Raw genomic sequence first — 22,818 nt, 5'->3', positions numbered from 1 at the left:
CAAGCCCTCTCGCTTGCAGCGCCCTTTTGTCGTCGGCCTCAGCCTTACTTGGCGCTTTCCAGCGTATCGACCGCCTTTTTCAGATTCGCGTCGGGAATCTCGACCTTGGCGGCGGCGCGCAGCGTCTTGACCAGCGCAAAGTACTTGTCGCGGATGACCGCCTGCTTGGCCTGGTCCTTGACGTCATCGAACGCCGGCGGCTGCTTGACGCGCTTGTCCTCGACCTTGATGACGTGCCAGCCGAACTGCGACTGCACCGGCTCCTTGGTGTATTTGCCGACCTCGAGCGCGAAGGCGGCCTTGTCGAACTCCGGCACCATCTGGCCAGGTCCGAACCAACCGAGATCGCCGCCGCTGGTCTTTCCCGAGGGATCGCTGGTGTGCTCGTTGGCAAGCTTCTGGAAATCGGCGCCGCCGTCGAGCTGCTTGATGATCGCCTCGGCCTCTTCCTTCGTCTTCACGAGGATGTGACGGGCATGCACCTCGTTGACCGGCGGGGTGTTGGCGATTTCCTGGTCGTAGCGGGCGCGAACCTCGGCGTCGGTAACCTTGTTGACGACGCCCTTCTCGACCAGCTCGCCATGCAGGGCACGCTGCTGCAGGAACGCCATGCGGCGCTGGAAATCAGGATCCTTGTCGAGGCCGGTGGTGACCGCCTGGGCAGCCATGACGCGGATCTCGATGGCCGCCGAAAGGGCAGCGGCGCGGCGCTGTTCGGGCGGAAGCTGGGCGAATTGCTGCGACAGCTCGCCTTCGGCAAGCACAAGGTCTGCCTCGGTCAGCGTCTGGCCGTTGATCGTGGCGACAACGGCATTCGGATCGACCGGTGCCGCCGCGGGTGCTGCGGCCGCCGGCTGCGCCGGGGCGGCATCTTCCGCCATCAGCGGCGACACGGAGAGAGCCGACAGGCCGAAAGCCAGACCAAGGCTGGCGAGCGACGCACGGCGGAACAATAAGGACATCAAGATAACTCCAATGGGGGATTGCGAGAGCGGGAAGGGCTTGCAGATCAGCCTGATTGTGGCGGAATTTGGCGCGACCCCGAGGGCGAGCGCGGCGTTGACATCAGTTGAGCCCCCTCTTATCTGTCCAACGACTTTGCGTCCAGAACCGTTTTCCGGGCGCTTTTTGTGTTCGTCCGCGTATCACGCGGATGTGATGGGGCCGGCCGGCACCCGTCTCAAGATTGAGAATTCTATCGAAAGGACCATTGGATGGTCAGTCTCGGCGGTCTCGCCCGTAAGGTTTTCGGCTCCTCAAACGATCGCCGCGTCAAGGCGACCCGGCCCCGTGTCGAGGCGATCAACGCCATGGAAAACGAGATGCGGGCGCTCTCCGACGCCGAGCTCGTCGGACGCACCGACAAATTCCGCCAGGACATCGCCAACGGGGCCAGCCTCGACGATCTTTTGGTGCCGGCCTTCGCCACCGCGCGCGAGGCGGCACGCCGTGTGCTCGGCATGCGCCCGTTCGACGTGCAGCTGATCGGCGGCATGGTGCTGCACAATGGCGGCATCGCCGAGATGCGCACCGGCGAGGGCAAGACCCTGGTCGCCACGCTGCCCGTCTACCTCAATGCGCTGGCCGGCAACGGCGTCCACGTCGTGACCGTCAACGACTATCTCGCCACCCGCGACTCCGAATGGATGGGTCGCGTCTACAAGTTCCTCGGCCTCTCGGTCGGCGTCATCGTCCACGGCCTCTCCGACGAGGAGCGCCGCGTCGCCTACGCCGCCGACGTCACCTACGCCACCAACAACGAGCTCGGCTTCGACTATCTGCGCGACAACATGAAGTACGAGCGCGCCCAGATGGTGCAGCGCGGCCACAATTACGCGATCGTCGACGAAGTCGATTCCATCCTGGTCGACGAGGCGCGCACGCCGTTGATCATTTCCGGTCCGCTCGAGGACCGTTCGGAAATGTACAACACCATCGACACCTTCATCATCCAGCTGCAGCCGCAGGATTATGAGATCGACGAGAAGCAGAAGACCTCGATCTTCACCGAGGAAGGCACCGAGAAGCTGGAGAACCTGCTGCGCGACGCCGACCTGCTCAAGGGCGAGTCGCTCTACGACGTCGAGAACGTCGCCATCGTCCACCACGTCAACAATGCGCTGAAGGCGCATCGGCTGTTCCAGAGGGACAAGGACTACATCGTTCGCAACGGCGAGATCGTCATCATCGACGAGTTCACCGGCCGCATGATGCCGGGCCGCCGCTATTCGGAAGGCCTGCACCAGGCGCTGGAGGCCAAGGAGCATGTGGCGATCCAGCCGGAGAACCAGACGCTGGCCTCCGTCACCTTCCAGAACTATTTCCGCCTCTACAAGAAGCTCGCCGGCATGACCGGCACGGCGCTGACCGAGGCCGAGGAATTCGGCAACATCTACAATCTCGACGTCACCGAGATCCCGACCAATTTGCCGGTCATCCGCAAGGACGAGGACGACGAGGTCTACCGGACGGTCGAGGAAAAATACAAGGCGATCGTCAAGGAGATCCGCGAAGCCAGCGCCAAAGGCCAGCCGACGCTGGTCGGCACGACGTCCATCGAGAAATCCGAGCAGCTGGCCGAGCGCCTGCGCAAGGAAGGCTTCAAGGACTTCGAAGTGCTGAACGCCCGCCATCACGAGCGCGAGGCGGCCATCGTCGCCCAGGCCGGCAAGCCCGGCGTCATCACCATCGCCACCAACATGGCGGGACGCGGCACCGACATCCAGCTCGGCGGCAATGCCGAGATGCGCATCGCCGACGAACTTGGCGACATGCCTGAGGGACCCGAGCGCGAAGCCATGGAAAAGGCAATCCGCGAGGATGTCGCCCGTCTCAAGGAAAAGGCGCTCGCCGCCGGCGGCCTCTACGTGCTGGCCACCGAACGTCACGAATCGCGCCGCATCGACAACCAGCTGCGCGGCCGCTCCGGCCGCCAGGGCGATCCAGGCCGCTCGAAATTCTTCCTGTCGCTGCAGGACGACCTGATGCGCATCTTCGGCTCCGAGCGCATGGACGGCATGCTGCAGAAGCTCGGCCTCAAGGAAGACGAGGCGATCATCCATCCGTGGATTAACAAGGCGCTGGAAAAGGCGCAGAAGAAGGTCGAAGCCCGCAACTTCGACATCCGCAAGAACCTCCTGAAATACGACGACGTCTCGAACGACCAGCGCAAGGTGGTGTTCGAGCAGCGCATCGAACTGATGGACGGAGAGGGCTTGACCGAAATCATCGCCGAGATGCGCGAAGGCGTCATCGACGAGATCGTCGCCAAGGCCATTCCCGAAAACGCCTATGCCGAGCAGTGGAATGCCGCCGGCCTCAAGGCCGAGGTGGCCGAATTCCTCAATCTCGACCTGCCGATCGAGGACTGGGTCAAGGAAGAGGGCATCGCCGAGGACGACATCCGCGAGCGTATCACCGAGGCCGCCGACACCGCCGCCAAGGAGCGTGCCGAGCGTTTCGGCCCCGACGTGATGACCTATGTCGAGCGCTCGGTGGTGCTGCAGACGCTCGACCACCTCTGGCGCGAGCACATCGTCAATCTCGACCATTTGCGCTCGGTCGTCGGCTTCCGCGGCTACGCCCAGCGCGATCCGCTGCAGGAGTACAAGGGCGAGGCGTTCGAACTGTTCCAGGCGATGCTGGGCAATCTGCGCCAGGCCGTCACCGCGCAGCTGATGCGCGTCGAGCTGGTCCGCCAGGCGGCCGAAGCGCCGCCGCCGGAAGCCCCAGAGATGTTCGGCCTCCATATCGACGGCACCACCGGCGAGAACGACTTTGAAGGCGGCGAGACAGCACTTCTGGTCCGTCAGGAACAGAACGCCATCGTCGCTCCCGAAGATCGTGACCCCAACAACCAGGCAACCTGGGGCAAGGTCGGCCGCAACGAGGCCTGCCCTTGCGGCTCCGGCAAGAAGTACAAGCACTGCCACGGCGCGTTTGCCTGATCACTGATAGGTTGGCGGGGCAGCGCCCCCCTCTGTCCTGCCGGACATCTCCCCCACACGGGGGGAGATCGGCAGCTGCGCTGACAGCGTCTTTTTCTTCAGCTTTGGTAATTGGCGAAAGCCGACGCGACATCCAATCTCCCCCCTCGTGGGGGAGATGCCCGGCAGGGCAGAGGGGGGCGCGAAGGATCGCTGACCTTCGATCCCGTCCCTCCCGACGACTTCCTACAACAACCCCGAATCGCGCGCCGCCGCAGTCGCTTCACCGCGCGAAACAGCCTCCAGCTTGCCCAGCACCGCCGACACATGATGATCCACCGTCTTCGGTGAGATGGTCAGCTGCTCGGCAATCCGCTTGTTGGAAAAACCGCGTTCGATCAGTTGCAGCACTTCCATCTGGCGCTGGGTCAGGCCGGCCTGATTTTCGCGCGTCGTGCGGCGTGGCCCCCGGGCGATATTGTTGACGCCGTTGCGCCGCATCGTTTCGCGCACATGCTGCGCCACCGGTCTGGCGCCGAGGTTCTCGAAAATCTCCAGCGCCAAACGCTGCGCCTCCTCGTCGCCCTGGGCGAGGGCAAGTCCGCGTTCATAGGGTGCGTTGAGCTCGGCCCAAAGCGCCGCCGCCCCCTGCCAGTCGCCGTCCAGCAGCAGTTGGTAGGGCGCGGCCATGCCTGACGTATCGCCGGGGTGACTATGCGGAGCCAGCTTCTGGCGCCATGTCGCCAGTTCGCTGAAAACCGCCCGTGTCGGCGACAGGCTGTCGGCAAGATCGATCAGCCGCAGCGCCTCATCTCTGTCGCCCTGCCCGAGCCATGCCTGCTCGGCCATGACACAAGCATAGGGCGCCACCCGCTGCAGCTCCGTGCCCTTTTCCAGGAACTGTTTCATCTCCTGCAAGAGCGGTTCGGCGGAGGGATCGCCGCGCCGGATCCTGAGTTTCGCCAGTGCAATCAGCGCGGGATAGCGCACCAGCATCGTCGCATGGTCGTTGGACAGCACATCGAGCGCCTCGGTGGCGGCCTCTTCCCATTGCCCCTGGCGCAGCAGCAATTGCGCCAGCACACCGCGCATATAGTCGCGCCAGGTGACGAGATCGTTTTCGACGCAATAGTTGATGCCGCGATCGAGGAAGGACTGCGCCGCACCGAAGTCAAGCTGGTTCATCTCGCTGCAGGCGCTGTTGGTGAAGGCACGTGCCGCATGTTCCTGAAAATTCTGATCGAGCGCGATCTCCAGGCTGCGGGCAAGGTGCATCCGTCCCGCCGCCAGATCCAGCCACTGCCCGGCACTGCCGAGATTGTTGAGCGCATGGCAGACGATGTCGGGCCGGTTCATGCGCCCGGCAAGCGAGACCGCCTTTTCGCCAAGCCGCAAGGCTTCATCCAGCCTTTCGGCCAGCATCGCCAGTTGCGATAGGTTGGAGTAGGCCATGGCGAGTTCGGCGCCAGCCGGCACGGTTTCCAGCAATGCCACCGCCTGCTCGCCGAAGACGTCGGCGGCCTTGCGGTCGCCCATCAGATAGGCAAAGCGCGACAGCCATCTCAGGCTGTCGCCTTCCTTCGCTCTGTTGCCTTGCGCCTGATGCAGGAGGCGCGCATGGCCTTGCGCCTCGATGGCCTCTTCGATCTGGCCGATGAGGTGGCACTCGAAGGCATATTTCTCATAGAGCACCGCGCGCTCCACCGCAGGCAGGCCGTCGGCATGGCGCAGGGCGACTTCATAGTAGCCGGCGGCATCGCGATGTGCGCCGACGCGGGATGCCTCGCGCGCGGCGATCGGCGCCAGTTCGCGCACGGCCTCCAGATTGTGCGCCTCCACCGCGTGATGCACCAGGCGACCGGCGGAGACATCGCTGTTTTCGAGCAGGGCAGCCAGAGCGCGCTGGTTGAATTGCCGCCTGTGGCTCGTCGTCAGCATCATTTCGACGGCGCGGCGGGCGATCTCGTGGCGGAAGGCATAGCCGTCGCCCATATCGTCCAGCAGGCCGGCCGAGACACACTCCGCCAGCTGCCCGGCGCTGGCGACGCCGCACAGGCCCTGCAACGCCCAGGCATCGGCGCGCCTTGGAAAGACCGACACCGCGTCGAGCATCGAGCGGGCGCCGGCCGACAGCCGCTCGGCCCGCGCCAGCACGGCATCGCGCACGCTGGCCGGCGGCGTCGTTTCATTTTCGGCGCACAACAGTTCGGTGACGAAAAAGGCGTTGCCGGCCGTCGCCCTGTAAATGGCGTCGCCGTCGCGGCCCACCGCGTCGGCCAGCGACAGCACCGCCGCCTCGCTGAGCAGGGGCACGTCGATGCGCGCGACATTGCCCGCCGGGATTTCACCCAGCGCCCGGCGCACGCGCATCTGCGCCTCGCTGCGGTCGTTGCGCGCCGTCACCAGAAGCAGGATATGGGTGTTGACGATGCGCCGGCCGAAAAAGCGAACGAAATCCAGCGTCGCGTCGTCGGCCCAATGCAGATCCTCGATCACCAGCAGGCTCGGCTGCGCCTTGGTCTCGAAGATTTCGAGCGCATCGGAAAACAGCGGCAGCCTTTGCCCTTGCCGGTGGTCGATCGCCTGCGGCAGCGCCCAATGCGCCTCCCGGGCGAGATCGTAGAGCGGCCCGAGCGGATCGGGTATCGACAGATCCTCGCAGGCGCTGCGCAAGATCCGCGTGCCTTCCGCCGCGCGCTCGATGAAGGCCTCGACGAGCGACGTCTTGCCGGCGCCCGCCTCTCCTCCCAGCGCCGCCACCCGGCCACGGCCGCGTGCCGCCTCCATGAGCAGGCCGTCCAGTTGCTCCAGCTGTGTCTGCCGTTCCAGAAGCATCGTCATTCTCTCGCGAGATCGGGGGTTTGCCACCTGGTGGCTGCCGCAACGATAGCCCCAGGCGCGAGCCTTGCAATGTGACTTTCCACACATTGCGGTGACTCTCTCCACAAATAACGTCGCCAACATAGGGAATCGTCCCGCCAAAAATAGGGAATGGCTCCGATGTGCGCTCTTGCCGGACGTGATCATTGTCCAGCCGCGCTCGGACCGAGCGTGACTCAATGAGAAGAGGAACTTCCCATGCCTCGTTATGTGGTGGAACGGACATTTCCAGACGGGCTCAACGTGCCGATGACCGAAATCGGCGCCGATGCGCTCGGCGGCGTCGTCATGCGCAACGCCGAAAAAGGCGTCACCTGGGTGCAGTCCTTCGTGACGCCCGACAAGAAGCACAGCTTCTGCATCTATGACGGCCCCTCGCCCGAGGCGATCCGCAGCGCGGCCCACAAGAATTCGCTGCCGGTCGACAAGATCATGGAGGTGCGGGTTCTTGACCCTTACTTTTACCGTTGATCTCGAGCCGATCGATGAGCATCAAGCTGCCCTTCGCGGCGATGGCGACCTGCTTGCTGGCCTGCCGGTCGGTGAAGCCGCGCCTGTCGTGGGAGGTCAAGCAACCTCCCTGCTCGGCCGTCTATGGCGGTTCGCGGCGAACCTGCCTTCGCATCTGTATGGCAGGCGGCGATTGCCCCCGGAAGACGATTATCTGAGGCGCGACATCGGCCTGTCCGAGCGTATCCAGCGGGAATACTGGCAATATTACTGGTGGGACCACTGATTTCGCAAAACCGTTTTGAACGGCAAAGACATTTCGAAAACCGCAAAGGCCACCTGGCCTGAATAAACCGGACGGTCAGTCCGTTCCGGATTGCAAACCAGACGCCGCAGCGTTGCAACGGCCCGGCCTCACGGCCGGCCGTCCTGTCGCGTCATCAACAACGAATGGAACGATCATGACCAAAACGCTTTGGACCGGGTGCTTCGCCGCCCTCCTGTCGATCGCGGCCACGGCCGCCCACGCCCACGACGCCAACATGCTGGCCGACATGGTGCGAACGGCCAACGACCGCTTCGAGAACGTGGCGGCGGCGACCGCCGAAGGCTACGCGCCGATCCCCTGCGCCAGCGGCATCACCGGTGGCGCCATGGGCATCCACTACGTCAATGGCGCCTATCTCAAGGACGACGCGGTCGATGTCGCCAAGCCCGAGGCGGTGATGTACGAGCCGATGGCCGACGGAACGCTGAAGCTGGTGGCGGTGGAATACATCACCTCGAAAGGCCCGGCGTCGCTTGGCGGGCAGCTGTTCAACTTCAACAGCGCCCCCAACCGCTACGGCCTCGGCCCGTTCTACGAGCTGCATGTCTGGGCCTGGAAACAGAATCCGACCGGCACCTTCGCCGACATGAACCCGAACGTGTCGTGTGAGGCGATGAAGGGGATGTAACGCGGGTCTCTTCCTTCTCCCCGTTCACGGGGAGAAGGTGGCCCGAAGGGCCGGATGAGGGGCAGCTCCGGGTTGGCGATTGGCCGATCTGTCCACTTCAGGGGGATGCCTTTACTGCGGGAGCCCCCACAAACGCCGCTTCTACGAACAAATTCATCGCCTTGCACATATCGCAGAAAATCCCCCAAAGCTTGCGTTGCCCCTCATCCGCCTGCCGGCACCTTCTGCCCGTATAGAGACGGGGAGAAGGCCTCCCTCCGCCCACGTTTTCTTAATGTGTTTTGGCTACACCGAACCCAGAAAAGAGGCGGAAAACGGAGTGAAATCGGGGTGCGCTTTTCCGCGGCCACGACAGCCGGGCGGTTCTTGCCGCAGCGCTTGGCGCTGCGCATAAGGCCGTTGCTTGGCCGCATCGATGCCGTGCTGTTCACCGCCGACGAGCGCGGCGAAGCCGGCCGCATGTCGATCATCGCCTTCTCCATCCGCATCATCAGCGCCGTCATCGCCTTCGTCAGCCAGGTGCTGATGGCGCGCTGGATGGGCTCGTTCGAGTACGGCATCTTCGTCCTCGTCTGGGTGACGATGGTCATCGTCGGCAACCTCGCCTGCCTCGGCTTCCACACCTCGGTCATCCGCTTCATCCCCGAATACCGCGAGCGCGGCATGATGGACGAATTGCGCGGCATCGTTGTGGCCAGCCGCCTGTTCGTGTTGATCGCCTCGACGCTGTTCGCCGGGCTCGGCGCGCTTGGCGTCTGGCTGTTTTCGTCCTTTATCGAAAACTACTATGTCGTGCCGTTCATCCTCGGCGTCATCTGCCTGCCGATGATCGCGATGGGCGACCTTTTGCAGGGGCTGTCGCGGGCCAATTCATGGGCGCTGTTTGCGCTGTCGCCGACCTATCTGGTGCGGCCGGTGCTCATCCTGGCGCTGATGGCGCTGATGCTGCTGGTCGGCTACGCGCCCGACGCCAAAACCGCGATCTTCGCCTCGATCGCGGCCACCTACGCCACCACGCTGGCGCAGCTGATCGGCGTCACCACGCGCATGGACAAGAAGATCCCGGCCGGGCCGATGAAGGTGCATTTCGCGCAATGGTTCATCGTGTCGCTGCCGATCTTCCTGGTCGAGAGCTTCTTCTTCCTGCTCACCAATGCCGACGTGCTGATGGTCGGCGCCTATCTCGACCCCAACGATGTCGCCGTCTATTTTGCCACCGTCAAGACGCTGGCGCTGGTGCATTTCGTCTACTTCGCGGTCAAGGCCGGCGTCGCCCAGCGCTACGCGCAGTTCACCCATGGCGACCCCGACAAGCTCGCCGCCTTCGCCCGCGAGACGGTGTCGTGGACCTTCTGGCCGTCGCTGCTGATGGCGCTGCTGGTGCTGGCGCTGGGCTGGCCGATGCTGGTGCTGTTCGGACCTGAATTCACCGCCGGCTATCCGCTGCTGTTCCTGCTGGTCTTCGGCGTTGTGGCGCGGGCGGCCGTCGGCCCGTGCGAAAGCCTGCTGACGATGAGCGGCAACCAGAACATCTGCGCCGCCGTCTACGCCATGACGCTGGCCTTCAATATCGGCCTCAATGTCTTGCTGATCCCGCTGTTTGGCCTGTGGGGCGCGGCGATCGCCACCAGCTTCGCCATGATCTTCGAGGCCAGCGCGCTGTCCTTCACCGTCTGGCGCAAGCTCGGCATCGTCATGCTGATCTTCGTGCCCGCCGTGCCGGCCGCCAGGGGAGATGCCTGATGGCCGCGACCCCGTTGCTCGAGGAAACCAGCGGCGGCCCGGCCGGCGCCATGGTGTCCGGACTTGCCGGGCTGCAGCGCGACGCCGATCCCGCCCATCTCGAGATCCTGGCCAACAACCGGCCGCAGCGGAAGCTGGCGATCTACCCGGCCTCCGCCGGCTTCGACCTGGTCGAGGAACTGGACTATCTCTGCACCCGCACGGTCGAGCCAAACATCTTCTTCAACCCGCGCTTCCTGGCGCCGGCAATGCCGCGGCTGGAAGACCGCGAAGTGCGGCTGGCCGTCATCCGCGACGGCGACGAATACCGCAACCGCCTGCGCCTGCTTGTGCCATTCTCGGTGGAAAAGCCGGCGGTGCCGCTCGGCGTCCCGGTCATGCGCACATGGTCGAGCCCGTTCGGTCCGATCGGCACGCCGCTGGTCGACCGCGACGATCCGGTCGGCGTGATCGAGGATTTCTTTGCGATGCTGTCGCGGCCGCATCTCAAATTGCCAAAGGTCTTCGTCCTGCCTGACATGCGGCTGGACGGCGCGGTGGCAAGCCTGCTCGCCAGCGTCGCCGAGACGCGTGGCCTGACGATGGTCACCACCGGCAAGGTCGAGCGTCCGTTCCTTGAAAGCGAGCTCGATGGCGACGCCTACCTCAAGGCGTCATTGCGCTCGCACCATTACCGCGAATTCCGCCGGCTGAAGCGGCGCCTCGCCGATCTTGGCAGGCTGGAGCATGTGGTGGCGCGGGGACCGGACGAGATCCGCCACGCCATCGAAAGCTTCCTGACGCTCGAGGCCGCCGGCTGGAAGGGCCGCGAGCGCACCGCCATGGCCATCGACCGCTACCGCGCCGCCTTCGCCCGCGAGGCCGTGCACCGGCTGGCCGAACACGATTTGTGCCGCATCCATTCGCTGACGCTGGACGGCCGCACCGTCGCTTGCCTGATCGTCTTCGTCGAAGCCGGCGTCGCCTACACCTGGAAGACCGCCTATGACGAGAGGCTCGCCGCCTATTCTCCGGGCACGCTGCTGATGATCGAAGTGACCAGGCAGCATCTCGACGACCCCAACATCATGATGACCGATTCCTGCGCCGTGCCCGACCATCCGGTGATGAGCCGGCTGTGGAGCGAGCGCAAGCCGGTCGGCTCGCTGGTCATCGGGCTGACGCCGGACGCCGACCGCCTTGCCCGCCAGGCGGCCTCGCAGCTGCATCTCTACCGCGAGACCCGCAACATGGCACGCATCCTGCGCAACCGCATGAAGAGCCTGCTCGGGCGGCGCTAGTCCAGAGATGGTCTTCCAACGCAGGCACTTCGGCTGCTCAACCGTATGCCGAGGCCTGAAAAGGCGCTGGATCAACCACGAAACACACGCTATTGGTCCCGGCGGCAATTTCAGCCGGCTTTCACGACACACCATCCAGATGATCACAAATTTTTCGCGTCACGCCAGTGCCGGTGCGGCCTTCCTATTGCTTGCACTCCTGCCCGCTCGTGCCTGGGCCGATACTTGTCCCGAGGATTGCAGCGAGCCCCCGCCGTCCGTCAACATCTACAGCCACACAGTCGCCGGCCATCTCGGCCCGGCCACGCTTGGCGCGCTGCCCCGCGTCTATGTGCCGAACCGCTCCTCCAACAGCGTCACGGTGATCGACACCATGACCCTGAAGGAAGTCGACAAATTCTCCGTCGGCAGCAAACCGCAGCACGTCATCCCTTCCTGGGACCTGAAGACACTCTGGGTGGCCAACAACGGCACCGGCAAGAACGGCAGCCTGACGCCAATCGACCCGATGACCGGCAAGCCCGGCGCGCAGATAGACGTGGACGATCCCTACAACATGTACTTCATGCCGGACGGCAGCGCGGCCATCATCGTCGACGAAGCCCTGGAGCAGCTCGATTTCCGCGATCCCCACACCATGGCGCTGAAATCGAGCCTGCCGACGCCGACCTGCCCCGGCATCAACCACGCCGATTTCTCAGTTGACGGCGCCTACGCGATCTTCACCTGCGAATACGGCAATGGCGGGCTGGCCAAGATCGACCTGAAGAACCAGAAGGTGCTTGGCCATCTCGACTTCTCGAAAATGGGCATGCCGCAGGACATCCGCCTCTCGCCTGACGGCAAGATCTTCTACGTCGCCGACATGATGAATGACGGCGTGTTCCTGGTCGACGGCGACAGCTTCAGGGAAATCGGCTTCATTCCGACGGGTATCGGTGCCCATGGCTTCGTCGTCAGCCGTGACGGCAAGCGGCTCTATGTCTCGAACCGCGGCTCGCACAGGATGGAGCAGGGCAAGGCAAAGGGACCGGGCAGCGTGACGGTGATCGACTTCGCCACCCGCTCGGTCGTTGCGCAATGGCCGATCCCCGGCGGCGGCAGCCCCGACATGGGCAATGTCAGCGCCGACGGCAAACAGCTATGGCTGTCCGGCCGCTTCGACAGCGACGCCTACATGATCGACACGACGAACGGCGCCGTGACCAAGATCCGCGTCGGGGTCGAGCCGCATGGCCTGACGGTCTGGCCGCAGCCGGGGCGGTACTCGCAAGGGCATACGGGGAATATGCGGTAGGTTGCGTTTGCGGGAAAGACTGATCCCCCTAACCGGGAACAAGAAGTGAAATAATTCAGGCACTTGGCGAATGGATGGGACAAATCCTGTGCCTCCAAAAGTCATTATGCTTTTCGTGCGGCTTGCCCACCCTGAAGGGCAACCTCAACGTCGAAGGCGACGTCTTCGCCAGCGGCTCGATCATCGACACCACTGGCAACACCAACACCACAGCCAATAGCTTGGCAGTATCCGGGCAATCGATTCACTTGCGGGAACGGGGCTRCACGATCAATCCAAAATGAGTTGCCAACTTCCACTACGCCCGCTTGCCGATAACCGAACATTAGAATATGCTTGTATGGCATATCTAAATGGGGGGAGTGAGGGGTGCGTGGATGTTCGCACGGGGCTACTGTTGTATCTTATCGAACCCGATGATGTGGAGGCAAAGGCCTTCAAGAACTTTCAGGGCAAAGATCGGGAAAAGCGACCTTCAAAGCACGATCGATAAATTGTCGCCGACCTGAAAAACATTCGTAGAGAAACACTGTTAGCTTCGCATCGATAATAGGCGCGACCGTTACTCATTCGTCGGGCACTCAGACAGCGCGTCCGATTTTTGTGCAAGCCAAGGTTATTCCAACCTTTATTTTAAAGGGGGGGGGCAAATGCCGACCGTTTTCAGATTTACTTTATTCGCTATTTATCGGGCGTCCGTTCTCCCAATCATGCTGGCTGCGTTTCTTGTTTGCGCAGGTGGTGGAGAGCTGTTCGCGGGCGAGTTCAAGAAGGCGGACTGCTGGTTTGAAGTTCCGCGGGATCGCACAATGACATGCGGAACCCTGCGTGTGCCCGAGAACCGTCAGACGAAAACTGATGCTGAAATCGTTTTGTCCGCAGTCGTCTTTGAACCGGATCTCGAACGGCACGAGCCAATCGTATTTCTCACGGGTGGGCCGGGTCAGCCCGTCGAAATCGGTAGCAGAGAAGACATCGATGGATGGTGGGACTTTATTGGTGCCCAAAGCTGGATGATTGGACGCCGAGTGGTCGTCGTCGATCAACGCGGAATCGGGAAGTCCGATCCGTCTCTAGACTGCTCTCCTTTTTTCGTAGTTGATCACTGGAATTCCATTTTGCCCAGTCTCGACGCGGAAAGCAGACTAGTCGATGTCCAGAAGAAGGAGCTTCTTGCGTGCAGGAGCGCCTTGATCGCCAAGGGAATCGATCTCAACGCCTACACCTCCGAACAAAATGCCGAGGATATCAACGATCTTCGAAAGGCCCTCGGGATAGAAAAATGGGTACTTTATGGGGTCTCGTACGGCACGCTTCTGGCCTTGGAAGTGATGAACCAGCATCCCGAAGGGGTGTCCGCGAGCATATTGGACTCAGTTGTTCCGATGGACATCAACTACCTGGATGAAGACGGCCCAAACCTTGATCGATCACTCGCCATCTTGCAGAAGGACTGCCTGAAAGCGAATGGCTGTAAGCAAGGATTAGCCGAAGCCGTCCACTCCATCGCTAGGCAACTCGATCGTCAGCCAGCGCTCTTGCGTAGCGCGGAGAAGCATCCGCGATACACATATGTTTCCGGTGCAAACTTCCTCGATCTTATATTCGGCATGCTATACGACAGGGAGACTATACCAAGCCTGCCGGAGCTGATCGAGAGGACATACAAACAGGACTACCGGCCGCTGACGGATATCATGTTTGAACCCGATGACCTCGAAATCTCCCAAGGTATGGACTTTTCGGTAACTTGTTCCGACACCGACCCACCTGACCTGAGCGGCAAACATGACCAATACTGGGCAAACTGGGCCGAACGGAGTGACTACACCTGGGCATGCCCACTCTGGCTCGCTGATGATAGGCCCGCATCGTTAAAGAAGCCACGTCGCCTTGATATACCTACCCTGCTGTTGTCAGGAGAATATGATCCGGCCACGCCGACTGTCTGGGCGAACCGGGCAGCCAAAACGCTTCCGTTCGGGCAAGTGGTCGTTTTTCGAGGAATCGGACATGATGTGATTGATTCCGATCCTTGTGGTTCGAAGGTGGCGGACGATTTCTTGGCAAACCCTCGACGCAAGCTGGACACTGAATGTATCGACCAGCTGGGGGCTCCCGAGTTCCCAGGCAATGTCGAGGAACTATGGTCGGGGCTGTCCGGAATGGCTTCAAAACAGAGAAGATTGCCGTTTCGATCCGGGCATCGCGCTGCGATTTCGATCGAGTAGCACGTCATTCGTCGAGAGGCAGCTTAATCGCTTTTGTGCGTTAGGACTCGGAATGGAAGTTCCGCGCTGGTCGGCCGTGCCTGGTAATTGCTGCGATGACAAACCCCAAGATTTGTCCTCACTCATAGAACTAGTGCTTGTCGCCCAAAAGTGCGCAGCGGTTTTGGGGGAACGACATGCACAAAAACAAAGGCTTAAAGCGCGTCACCTGAATCCGCTTCAGCGCGACGCGCTTTAATATCCCGTATGCGGAAGCAACCAAGTAGCGCTATCCCTGCCTTGCTAGGCTTTTGGTCTATGCGGAATCTGCTCTGAACATCGCGGAAGCCACAAGCTTCCGCTAAAAGGTTCCGCGATATCAAAGATCGAAAAAATGAAGTGGTGCCCCTAGCCGGAATCGAACCAGCACTCCTTGCGGAACTCGATTTTGAGTCGAGCGCGTCTACCAATTCCGCCATAGGGGCTCAGGCCGGAGGGCCTGGATGGGCGCGGACTATACGGTTGGAGGCCTGTTCGTCAACTGGCCAAATGCGCCGCCCTGCCCTGCTTGCGGCAAAAGCCCGCCTTTCGGTTTCGTGTAGCTCCTGCCATTGTGCGGCGCAGAAAATCTTTCTAGACAGGCCGCGAGTGAAAGCGCGCCCGGCCTGAGAGATCGACGTGGCGCGCTTCGATCATTGTTTGTGCATGCCGTTGTCCCGAAGCCGCTGCGCAGTTTGGGCGACCTGCATCAGGAGAGCCGATGCTTCGCGGACTTTACGACTGGACCTTGTCGCTGGCGGCACGCAAATCCGCCGAATGGTGGCTGGCCTTCATCGCCTTCGTCGAAAGCTCGGTGTTCCTGGTGCCGGCCGACGTGCTTTATCTGCCGATGGCGCTGTCCCGACCCGACCGCGCCTATCGCTACGCGCTGATCGCCACCGTTGCCTCGGTTCTGGGCGGCATCGCCGGCTGGTTCATCGGCCACTATGCCTATGACGCGGTGGCAAGACCGATCCTCGAATTCTACGGCAAATATGATGAGTTCGAGCATCTGCGCACCTCGTCGGGCGTCGGCTTCATCATCCTGATGCTGATCACTTCGGGCGCCGCGCATCTGCCGCCGATCAAGGTCGTGACCATCCTGTCGGGCGTCATCGGCGTCAATCTGCTGCTGTTCATCGTGCTCGCGATCGTCACCCGCGGCGCCCGCTTCCTGCTCCTGGCCTGGCTGTTGCGTCGCTATGGCGAGCCGATCCGCGAGTTCATTGAAAAGCGTCTCGGGCTGATCGCCGGCGCGGCGGCCGCTGCCCTGATTTCGCTCTATATCGTGGTCAAATACGCCTTCTGACCGCCCAAGGCGGGCGGTGGTTCAGAACTATGCCGGCGGACGGCGAATTCAACGGACGAAGACCCATGACAGCGACCATGAATGCCGATACCGGACGCCAGCGGACGCGCACGGCTTTGTTTCTCGCCGTCGCCATGGCCGCCACGGTCGGCTCCGCGCTCGCCTTCCAGCACATAGGCGGCTACATCCCCTGCCACCTCTGCCTGGAGCAGCGCACGCCCTATTACATCGGCGCGCCACTGATGCTTTTGGCGGTGATCGCCTCGATGCTCAGCGCGCCGGCCTGGCTGACGCGCGGCCTGCTCGCCATCGGCGGCCTGCTGATGCTCTACGGCCTCTATCTCGGCGTCTATCACTCGGGCGTCGAATGGGCCTGGTGGCAGGGTCCGGCTGACTGCACCGCCGGCGCCGGCCCGGTCGACACCGGCGGCAAGGGCGTGCTCGACGCGCTCGACAAATTCGTGCCGCCCTCCTGCGACAAGGCGGCACTTCGCATCCTCGGCCTGTCGCTGGCCGGCTGGAACGCCATCGCCAGCTTCATCCTCGCCGCCGTCGCCTTCCGCGGCGCAATGGCCCGCGATTAATCAAGCGCCAGACCCCGACGCGAGATCGTTCAAAGAATTCGGCAGGCTGAGTCGTATGGAGTGATTGTCGAGAACCGAAGCGGAGCGTACTCAAGTACGTGAGCATCGGAAGCGCAGACGATCGCTCCAGACGGCCAGCCTCCCGAATTCTCGAACGATCTCAGGGTTCCAGTTCGACATCCCAGTACAGATAATCCATCCAGCTTTCATGCAGGTGGTTGGGCGGGAACAGGCGGCCATTGTTGTGCAGATCATGCACCGTCGGCTGGTAGGGCTTCTGCAGCGGCCACATCTTGGCGTGCGCCGGCATCATGCCGCCTTTCCTCAGATTGCAGGGCGAGCAGGCGGCAACGACATTCTCCCACGTCGTCGCACCGCCGCGGTGGCGGGGAATGACGTGGTCGAAGGTCAGATCCTCCGGCGTGCCGCAATACTGGCACTGGAAACGGTCGCGCAGGAAGACGTTGAAGCGGGTGAAGGCCGGATGCCTGGACGGCTTCACATAGGCCTTCAGGCTGACGACGCTTGGCAGCTTCATCGAGAAGGTCGGCGACGACACGGCATGCTCGTATTCGGCGACGATGTTGACCCGGTCGAGGAACACCGCCTTGATGGCGTCCTGCCACGACCAGAGCGACAGAGGGTAATAGCTGAGCGGACGGTAATCCGCATTCAGCACCAGCGCTGGAAGCCCATCCGGAGATACGGCAACCGTCACCTTGTTGACCTCCTAGTTCAAGAACCGATCGGCGCGGATACTGTAAGCCCGACATGACAGGGATGTGAAGCGGCATGTCGGCCACATGACCTGCCAAAAGCGCATGATTTTAATGCTTTTTTGCGGATTCAGGCGGGAGGCGCGGCGTCCCTGCCCTTCAGCTCACGATAATAGGCCCAGAAAAGTCGCGATGCGACACCGCGCCACGGGCTCCATGATTCGGCCAATGCGATCAGCGTTTTCTCCGGCGGACGCGGTTCGATGCCGAGCGCGTGACCGACCGCCGTTTGTAGCGCGACATCCCGCGCCGGGAAAACATCGGGGTGTCCGGCGGCAAAAAGAAGATAGACTTCCGCCGTCCACGGACCGATGCCCGGCACTGCCGTCATCGCCGCGATCGCCTCGCCGGCGTCGAGTCGGCAGAGGTGATTGAGGTCGAGGCCGTCGGCGACGGCCTGGGCAATGGCGATCAGGCCGCGCTGCTTCGGCCGCGACAGCCCGGCCTCGCGAAACATCGCCTCATCGGCGGCGAGGATGGCTTGCGGCGTCAGCGGATCGACCAGTTTCGTCAGCCGGCCGAAAATGGCATCGGCGCTGGCGCGGGAGACCTGCTGCGAGACGATGATCGAGGCGAGGCTTCTGAACCCCGGCTCCGAGAGCCGCAGCGGCACCTCGCCGGCCATGCCGCGCACCTTTTCCAGGCGCGGATCGATGCGGCAAAGCGCGTCCAGGCCTCGCGCGACGTCGTCGAGGTTGGCGATGCGTTGCATGTTTGCTTGTTCCTGCACTGAGCCCAGCGTAGCAATTGGCGAAACTGCTGCACAATCCGATTGCTGCCCGAGAGATGACACTCCTGACATTCCGCTTCGCGCCAAGCCCGAATGGTGAACTGCATCTCGGCCACGCCTATTCGGCGCTGCTCAATCAAAAATTGGCAGCGGCGGCCGGCGGGCGCCTGTTGCTGCGCATCGAGGACATCGACACGACGCGCTGCACACCGGAATTCGAAGCAGGCATCTTTCGCGACCTCAAATGGCTCGGGCTCGGTTGGGAAGAACCGGTGCGCCGTCAGTCCGATCATTTCGCGGAGTATGAGGCTGTGCTCGACCGGCTGATCCAGGAAGAACTCGTCTACCCCGCCTTCATGAGCCGTGGCGAGATCAGAGCCTTCATCACCGACAGCGAAAGCCGCGGCCGTGACTGGCCGCGCGACCCGGACGGCGTGCCGCTGTATCCCGCCGCGGACAAGGCGTTGCCGATCAAGGAGCGCAAGCGACGGATCACTGAGAATGCGCCCTTCGCCTGGCGGCTGGACGTCGAGGCGGCGCTGGCGCGCCTCGGCAAGGACCTGTCATGGACCGAGTTTACCGACGAGACGCTTGCTTCAACCCGAACGATAGAAGCCAAGCCACGGGACTGGGGTGACGTGATCGTGGCGCGCCGCGAGATTCCGACCAGCTACCATCTCGCTGTCGTCACCGACGATGCACTGCAAGGCATCAGCCACGTCGTGCGCGGCCAGGACCTGTTTTCCGCCACCGGCGTGCAGCGCCTGCTGCAGGACATTCTGGGCCTGCCGCAGCCGAAATATTTTCACCATCGCCTCATCCTCGGACCGGACGGACGAAAGCTGTCGAAAAGCCTTGGCGATACCGGACTTGCCTCGCAACGCCAGACAGGTGCATCGCCCGACGATGTCAGGCGGCTGGTTGGACTCTAGACAGGTTCGCTCCAGGGTGTGTTGAGATTCAGGTCAGGCCGAACCGAAAATGGCTGATACCGAGAACCGGAGCGGAGCGTACTTTAGTACGTGAGCACCGGAAGCGCAGGCATCAGCCGTTTGCAGGCCGGCCTCACCTGAATATCGACATACCCTTACCAGCGGGCCAAACCGGCCTTGACCAGCGCCAGCACGCTGATGAAGGTGAAGGCGCCGCCCAGGCCCCAGGCGACCGCGAGCTTGAGATCTTTCAGGCTGATGCCATGTTCATTCGCAACCATGATCGCGAAGAAGAAGCCGAAGGTGAACAACAGCGTGTTGCCGCTGGAGCCGAAGCCGTCTTCCTTCATGATGGCGTCGAGCGCCGCGCCGAAGAAAAAACCGAACACGGCGACGGACGCGACCGTCATCAGCAACCAGCTTGTGTCTAGATGCAACAGCATGCCTGCCCGCTCCTTGTCGAAGCCGAAACGCCATGTCCCCCGGGGATCAGTCGATAGTCCTGACACCACCGGTTAAATTCGAATGAGCTTATAAATCAATTGTTTCGTTTTGCTTGCCGGATCGAACCGCATTAGAGCAATCGCGGTAGTCGACTCTTTACCGAACATCTTCACCGAAAACGGGCGCCCCCTTAAAATGCACAGTCTCAAGCGGTTCATCCCCGCGTCCTTTGTCGTCCTGTGGGCAACCGGCTTCATCGGTGCGCGCTATGCCATGCCATGGGCCGAACCATTCACCTTCCTGGCGGTGCGTTTCGTCCTGGCAGCAATCCTGCTGGCTGGCCTGATGCTGGTGCTTGGCTCGAAGAGAGCGACCCGCACGGAAGCGCTCCACGCCACCGTTGCCGGTATCCTCATGCATGGCATCTATCTCGGCGCCGTGTTCTGGGCGATCCATCGGGGCATGCCGGCCGGGCTTTCGGCGCTGATCGTCGGTTTGCAGCCGCTGATCACGGCGGTGCTCGCCGGCAGGTTTCTCGGCGAAGCCATCCTGCCGCGCCATTGGGTCGGTCTCGCTGTCGGCCTGCTCGGGGTGATCATTGTGCTTTGGCCGAAGCTTGGCGCTCTCGGTGGCGGCGTGACCGCCGAAACGCTGATCGCCTCGATTGTTTCGGTTTTGGGCATGAGTGCCGGCACCGTCTGGCAGAAGCGCTTTGCCTCCGGTGGCGACCTCGTGGCCGCGACGATGTGGCAATATGTCGGCGGTGCCTCGCTGATGGCCTTGGCCTCGCTCGCGTTCGAAACGCACACGGTCATCATCAACGGCGAACTGATCTTTGCCATGGCCTGGCTGGTGCTCGTGCTGTCGATCGGCGCCATCTTCCTTTTGATGGTGATGATCCGCGACGGCGAGATGTCGAAAGTCGCGTCGCTGTTCTATCTGGTGCCGGCCGTCACCGCGGTGATCGCCTGGGCGTTGTTCGGCGAGCAGCTCAACCTGTTGCAGCTTGTCGGCATGGCGATTGCAACGCTCGGCGTCGGGCTGGCCACGGCGCGGCCGACTAAGGGAAGAACTGAGGAATTGAAGAACTGAAGAATTGGAGAACTGGGGAACTGGGGAACTGGGGAACTGGAGAAGAAGCACACAGCGCCGGATGGTCGCTTTTTCCTCAATTCCTCAATTCCTCAATTCCTCAATTCCCCAGTTCTTCAATCCCTCAGTTCCTCAATCCGTCCGGCATCGACTCATCCGACCCGTGCCCGCGCCTCCAGATAGCGGCTGATCGCGGCATTGAGCTCGCCGCCGAGGATGAAGATCGCCGAGACCATATAGAGGAAGACCACCGCGATCATGATCGAGGCGAGGCCGGCATAGGTCGTCACATAGGACGAGAAATGATCGAGATAGCTGGCGAAGACGGTCGAGCCGATCAGCCATGCCGCCAGCGTGAAGGTGATGCCCGGCACGATCGAGACGAGACGGCGCTTGCCGGCAGGCAGCCAGAAATGCACGGCAAACAGCCCGCCGACAATGACCGTCGAGGCGATGACGTAACGCCACAGCGTGATTGTACCCATATAGGGCTTGATCCCTTCGATATGGGCTTCGGCGAGGCGCGCCAGCAGCGGCGCGAACACCAAAAGCACGCTGATTGCCAGGAAGCCGGCGGTGGCGATCAGCACGAAGATGATGCTCTGCACCCGGCGGTAGATGATGCCGCGCGTTTCCGAGACGCGATAGGCACGGTTGAGCGAGGTGCGCAGCGCCTCGATGCCGTTCGAGGCAAAGTAGGCGGCAAGCAGCACGCCATAGGTTAGAAGGTCGGTGCGCCTGACGGTCAGCACGTTGAGCACTTCGCGTGCGATCGGCTTGGCGATCTGTTCGGGCCAGGTGTCGAAGACAAGATGCACGGCCGTGTCCGAGAACGCCTGCGCGCCGAGGAAGCTCGCCAGCGTCGTGGCAAAGATCAGGAACGGGAACAGCGCCATCAGCGAGGTGATCGCCAGATGGCTGGCCATGGCCCAGCCGTCGTCGGTGTTGAAATGGCCTAGCGCGTCATAGAGCACGCGGCGCAGCACGACGATCTTCCGCATCAAGAGCCGCGTTCCCTTCGATTGTCTCGACGCCGCGAATATGGGAAGTGATTGTGGCAAATGGCAACCCTAGGTCAAACCACGATTTCTCCGGCGCAGGAGTTGCGCACCATCATCGTCACCGGCGCCTCTTCCGGGATAGGGGCGTATTGCGCCCGCGCGCTCAAGGCGGAAGGCTGGCGGGTGTTCGCAACCGCACGAAAACCTGAAGACATTGCTGCCCTCGAAACCGACGGCATCGAGGCGTTTTATCTCGACTACCGCGAGCCCAATTCCATCGAGGCGCTGGTGGCCTCGGTACTGGAGCGGACGGGCGGACGGCTCGATGGGCTGTTCAACAATGGCGCCTATGCGCAACCCGGCGCTGTCGAGGATCTGCCGGTTGCAGCACTGAGAGAACAATTCGAGGCCAATTTTTTTGGCTGGCACGATCTCACCCGCCGTATCGTGCCGGTCATGCGGCGCCAGGGCCATGGCCGCCTTGTCCACTGTTCCTCGATCCTCGGGCTGACGCCGGTTCGCTTTCGCGGCGCCTATTCCGCATCCAAGCACGCACTCGAGGGGTTGATGCTGTGCATGCATCAGGAACTCCAGGGCAGCGGCATCCATGTCTCGCTGATCGAGCCAGGGCCGGTGACATCGAAGATCGCCAGCAATGCGCTGTTCTGGTTCCTCAGGAATATCGACCACGAGAACTCYGCCCACCGCCTCGACTACGAGGCACAGCTGGCACGGCTGCGGGCCGGCGGCAGTATCTCCAGCCTGAAGCCAGGGCCGGAGGTGGTTCATGCGGCCTTGCGCCATGCGCTTCTGTCGCGGCGCCCGCGCCCGCACTATGTGGTAACAGTGCCGGCCAGGATTGGCGTGATCCTCAAACGCCTTCTGCCGGCATCGATGCTCTATCGCGTTCTGGCCAAACGCGCCTGAACGCAACAGAACTGGGAACAGACTATGGCAACCGTCTTCAATGTCCTCGCCGTCCTCGTCATGGTCGCCGTGGTGATTGTGCTTATACGCGGTCTTATCAACATGATGCGCGGCGGCTCCGGCATGACCTCGAACAAGCTGATGCAGGCGCGCGTGCTGCTGCAGGCCGTGGCCTTGGCGCTGATCCTGCTGGCGGTGTATTTCACCCGCAAATGACGGCGCCAGCCGATTCGGGAGGCAGA

General features: G+C 62.4%; 20 protein-coding genes and 1 tRNA gene. 14 read left to right on the top strand and 7 right to left on the bottom strand.

Annotated features, from left to right (window positions below):
* Positions 1-44: 44 nt before the first annotated feature.
* Complete coding sequence (locus AC1DXN_RS20965; protein ID WP_477271057.1) at positions 45-962, bottom strand: peptidylprolyl isomerase; 918 nt, start codon at positions 960-962, stop codon at positions 45-47.
* 252 nt (positions 963-1,214) lie between these two features.
* On the opposite strand from AC1DXN_RS20965, the gene secA reads away from it, so the two are divergent.
* Positions 1,215-3,947 (top strand): preprotein translocase subunit SecA, encoded by a 2,733-nt coding sequence (secA, locus tag AC1DXN_RS20960; RefSeq protein ID WP_477271055.1) that lies wholly within the window; start codon positions 1,215-1,217, stop codon positions 3,945-3,947.
* A 225-nt stretch (positions 3,948-4,172) separates the two neighbouring features.
* On the opposite strand, the gene AC1DXN_RS20955 is transcribed toward secA, so the two are convergent.
* Positions 4,173-6,761, bottom strand: a complete 2,589-nt coding sequence (locus AC1DXN_RS20955; RefSeq protein ID WP_477271497.1) for an ATP-binding protein — start codon at positions 6,759-6,761, stop codon at positions 4,173-4,175.
* Between the two features lie 243 nt (positions 6,762-7,004).
* Here AC1DXN_RS20955 and AC1DXN_RS20950 point away from each other — a divergent pair, with 243 nt between their 5' ends.
* The 7 genes from AC1DXN_RS20950 (at position 7,005) to AC1DXN_RS20920 (ending at position 14,763) form a co-directional block, all read left to right on the top strand.
* Positions 7,005-7,277, top strand: a complete 273-nt coding sequence (locus AC1DXN_RS20950; RefSeq protein ID WP_477271053.1) for a DUF4242 domain-containing protein — start codon at positions 7,005-7,007, stop codon at positions 7,275-7,277.
* Complete coding sequence (locus tag AC1DXN_RS20945) at positions 7,255-7,542, top strand: hypothetical protein (protein ID WP_477271051.1); 288 nt, start codon at positions 7,255-7,257, stop codon at positions 7,540-7,542. Before AC1DXN_RS20950 ends, AC1DXN_RS20945 begins: the two co-directional genes overlap by 23 nt.
* A gap of 175 nt (positions 7,543-7,717) precedes the next feature.
* The gene (locus tag AC1DXN_RS20940; protein WP_477271050.1) at positions 7,718-8,212 is read left to right on the top strand and encodes a hypothetical protein; all 495 of its coding nucleotides are present in this window, start codon (positions 7,718-7,720) and stop codon (positions 8,210-8,212) included.
* 330 nt (positions 8,213-8,542) lie between these two features.
* Positions 8,543-9,955: a lipopolysaccharide biosynthesis protein gene (locus tag AC1DXN_RS20935; protein ID WP_477271048.1), complete on the top strand. Its 1,413-nt coding sequence runs from the start codon at positions 8,543-8,545 to the stop codon at positions 9,953-9,955.
* Positions 9,955-11,235, top strand: coding sequence for a GNAT family N-acetyltransferase (locus AC1DXN_RS20930; RefSeq protein ID WP_477271046.1), 1,281 nt, complete (start codon positions 9,955-9,957; stop codon positions 11,233-11,235). Before AC1DXN_RS20935 ends, AC1DXN_RS20930 begins: the two co-directional genes overlap by 1 nt.
* 139 nt (positions 11,236-11,374) lie before the next feature.
* Complete coding sequence (locus AC1DXN_RS20925; protein WP_477271044.1) at positions 11,375-12,532, top strand: YncE family protein; 1,158 nt, start codon at positions 11,375-11,377, stop codon at positions 12,530-12,532.
* A 650-nt stretch (positions 12,533-13,182) separates the two neighbouring features.
* Positions 13,183-14,763, top strand: coding sequence for an alpha/beta hydrolase (locus AC1DXN_RS20920; protein ID WP_477271040.1), 1,581 nt, complete (start codon positions 13,183-13,185; stop codon positions 14,761-14,763).
* A 379-nt stretch (positions 14,764-15,142) separates the two neighbouring features.
* Here AC1DXN_RS20920 and AC1DXN_RS20915 read toward each other — a convergent pair.
* Positions 15,143-15,227, bottom strand: a tRNA-Leu gene (locus AC1DXN_RS20915).
* Between the two features lie 275 nt (positions 15,228-15,502).
* On the opposite strand from AC1DXN_RS20915, the gene AC1DXN_RS20910 reads away from it, so the two are divergent.
* Positions 15,503-16,090: a YqaA family protein gene (locus AC1DXN_RS20910; protein ID WP_112562267.1), complete on the top strand. Its 588-nt coding sequence runs from the start codon at positions 15,503-15,505 to the stop codon at positions 16,088-16,090.
* Positions 16,091-16,155: 65 nt separating this feature from the next.
* On the top strand, positions 16,156-16,674 hold the full coding sequence (locus tag AC1DXN_RS20905) for a disulfide bond formation protein B (protein WP_436261508.1): 519 nt from the start codon (positions 16,156-16,158) through the stop codon (positions 16,672-16,674).
* 160 nt (positions 16,675-16,834) lie between these two features.
* On the opposite strand, the gene AC1DXN_RS20900 is transcribed toward AC1DXN_RS20905, so the two are convergent.
* Entirely contained in the window at positions 16,835-17,392 is a 558-nt protein-coding gene (locus AC1DXN_RS20900; RefSeq protein ID WP_008874122.1) for an HNH endonuclease, read from the bottom strand.
* 128 nt (positions 17,393-17,520) lie between these two features.
* Positions 17,521-18,162 carry a DNA-3-methyladenine glycosylase family protein gene (locus tag AC1DXN_RS20895; protein ID WP_477246607.1) on the bottom strand — a complete coding sequence of 214 codons (642 nt, stop codon included), beginning with the start codon at positions 18,160-18,162 and terminating at the stop codon, positions 17,521-17,523.
* Between the two features lie 74 nt (positions 18,163-18,236).
* On the opposite strand from AC1DXN_RS20895, the gene gluQRS reads away from it, so the two are divergent.
* On the top strand, positions 18,237-19,112 hold the full coding sequence (gene gluQRS, locus AC1DXN_RS20890) for a tRNA glutamyl-Q(34) synthetase GluQRS (protein ID WP_477271039.1): 876 nt from the start codon (positions 18,237-18,239) through the stop codon (positions 19,110-19,112).
* Positions 19,113-19,267: 155 nt separating this feature from the next.
* Here gluQRS and AC1DXN_RS20885 read toward each other — a convergent pair whose 3' ends face one another.
* Positions 19,268-19,555: a hypothetical protein gene (locus AC1DXN_RS20885; protein ID WP_477271037.1), complete on the bottom strand. Its 288-nt coding sequence runs from the start codon at positions 19,553-19,555 to the stop codon at positions 19,268-19,270.
* Between the two features lie 196 nt (positions 19,556-19,751).
* Here AC1DXN_RS20885 and AC1DXN_RS20880 point away from each other — a divergent pair, with 196 nt between their 5' ends.
* A complete protein-coding gene (locus tag AC1DXN_RS20880; RefSeq protein ID WP_477271035.1) occupies positions 19,752-20,648 on the top strand; it encodes a DMT family transporter in 897 nt (298 codons plus the stop codon).
* Positions 20,649-20,800: 152 nt separating this feature from the next.
* Here the strand turns inward: AC1DXN_RS20880 and AC1DXN_RS20875 are convergent, their stop codons facing one another.
* Positions 20,801-21,649 carry a YihY/virulence factor BrkB family protein gene (locus AC1DXN_RS20875; protein WP_477246599.1) on the bottom strand — a complete coding sequence of 283 codons (849 nt, stop codon included), beginning with the start codon at positions 21,647-21,649 and terminating at the stop codon, positions 20,801-20,803.
* Between the two features lie 60 nt (positions 21,650-21,709).
* On the opposite strand from AC1DXN_RS20875, the gene AC1DXN_RS20870 reads away from it, so the two are divergent.
* Both AC1DXN_RS20870 and AC1DXN_RS20865 read left to right on the top strand, forming a co-directional pair.
* Complete coding sequence (locus AC1DXN_RS20870) at positions 21,710-22,576, top strand: SDR family oxidoreductase (RefSeq protein WP_477271033.1); 867 nt, start codon at positions 21,710-21,712, stop codon at positions 22,574-22,576.
* A 24-nt stretch (positions 22,577-22,600) separates the two neighbouring features.
* Positions 22,601-22,792 carry a twin transmembrane helix small protein gene (locus AC1DXN_RS20865; RefSeq protein ID WP_477246596.1) on the top strand — a complete coding sequence of 64 codons (192 nt, stop codon included), beginning with the start codon at positions 22,601-22,603 and terminating at the stop codon, positions 22,790-22,792.
* The last annotated feature ends 26 nt before the right edge of the window (positions 22,793-22,818 follow it).

It is taken from the genome of Mesorhizobium sp. P2_H9, assembly GCF_056403215.1.
Note: the sequence above shows the minus strand (reverse complement) of the source record. Positions and strands in the feature narration are given on the sequence as shown.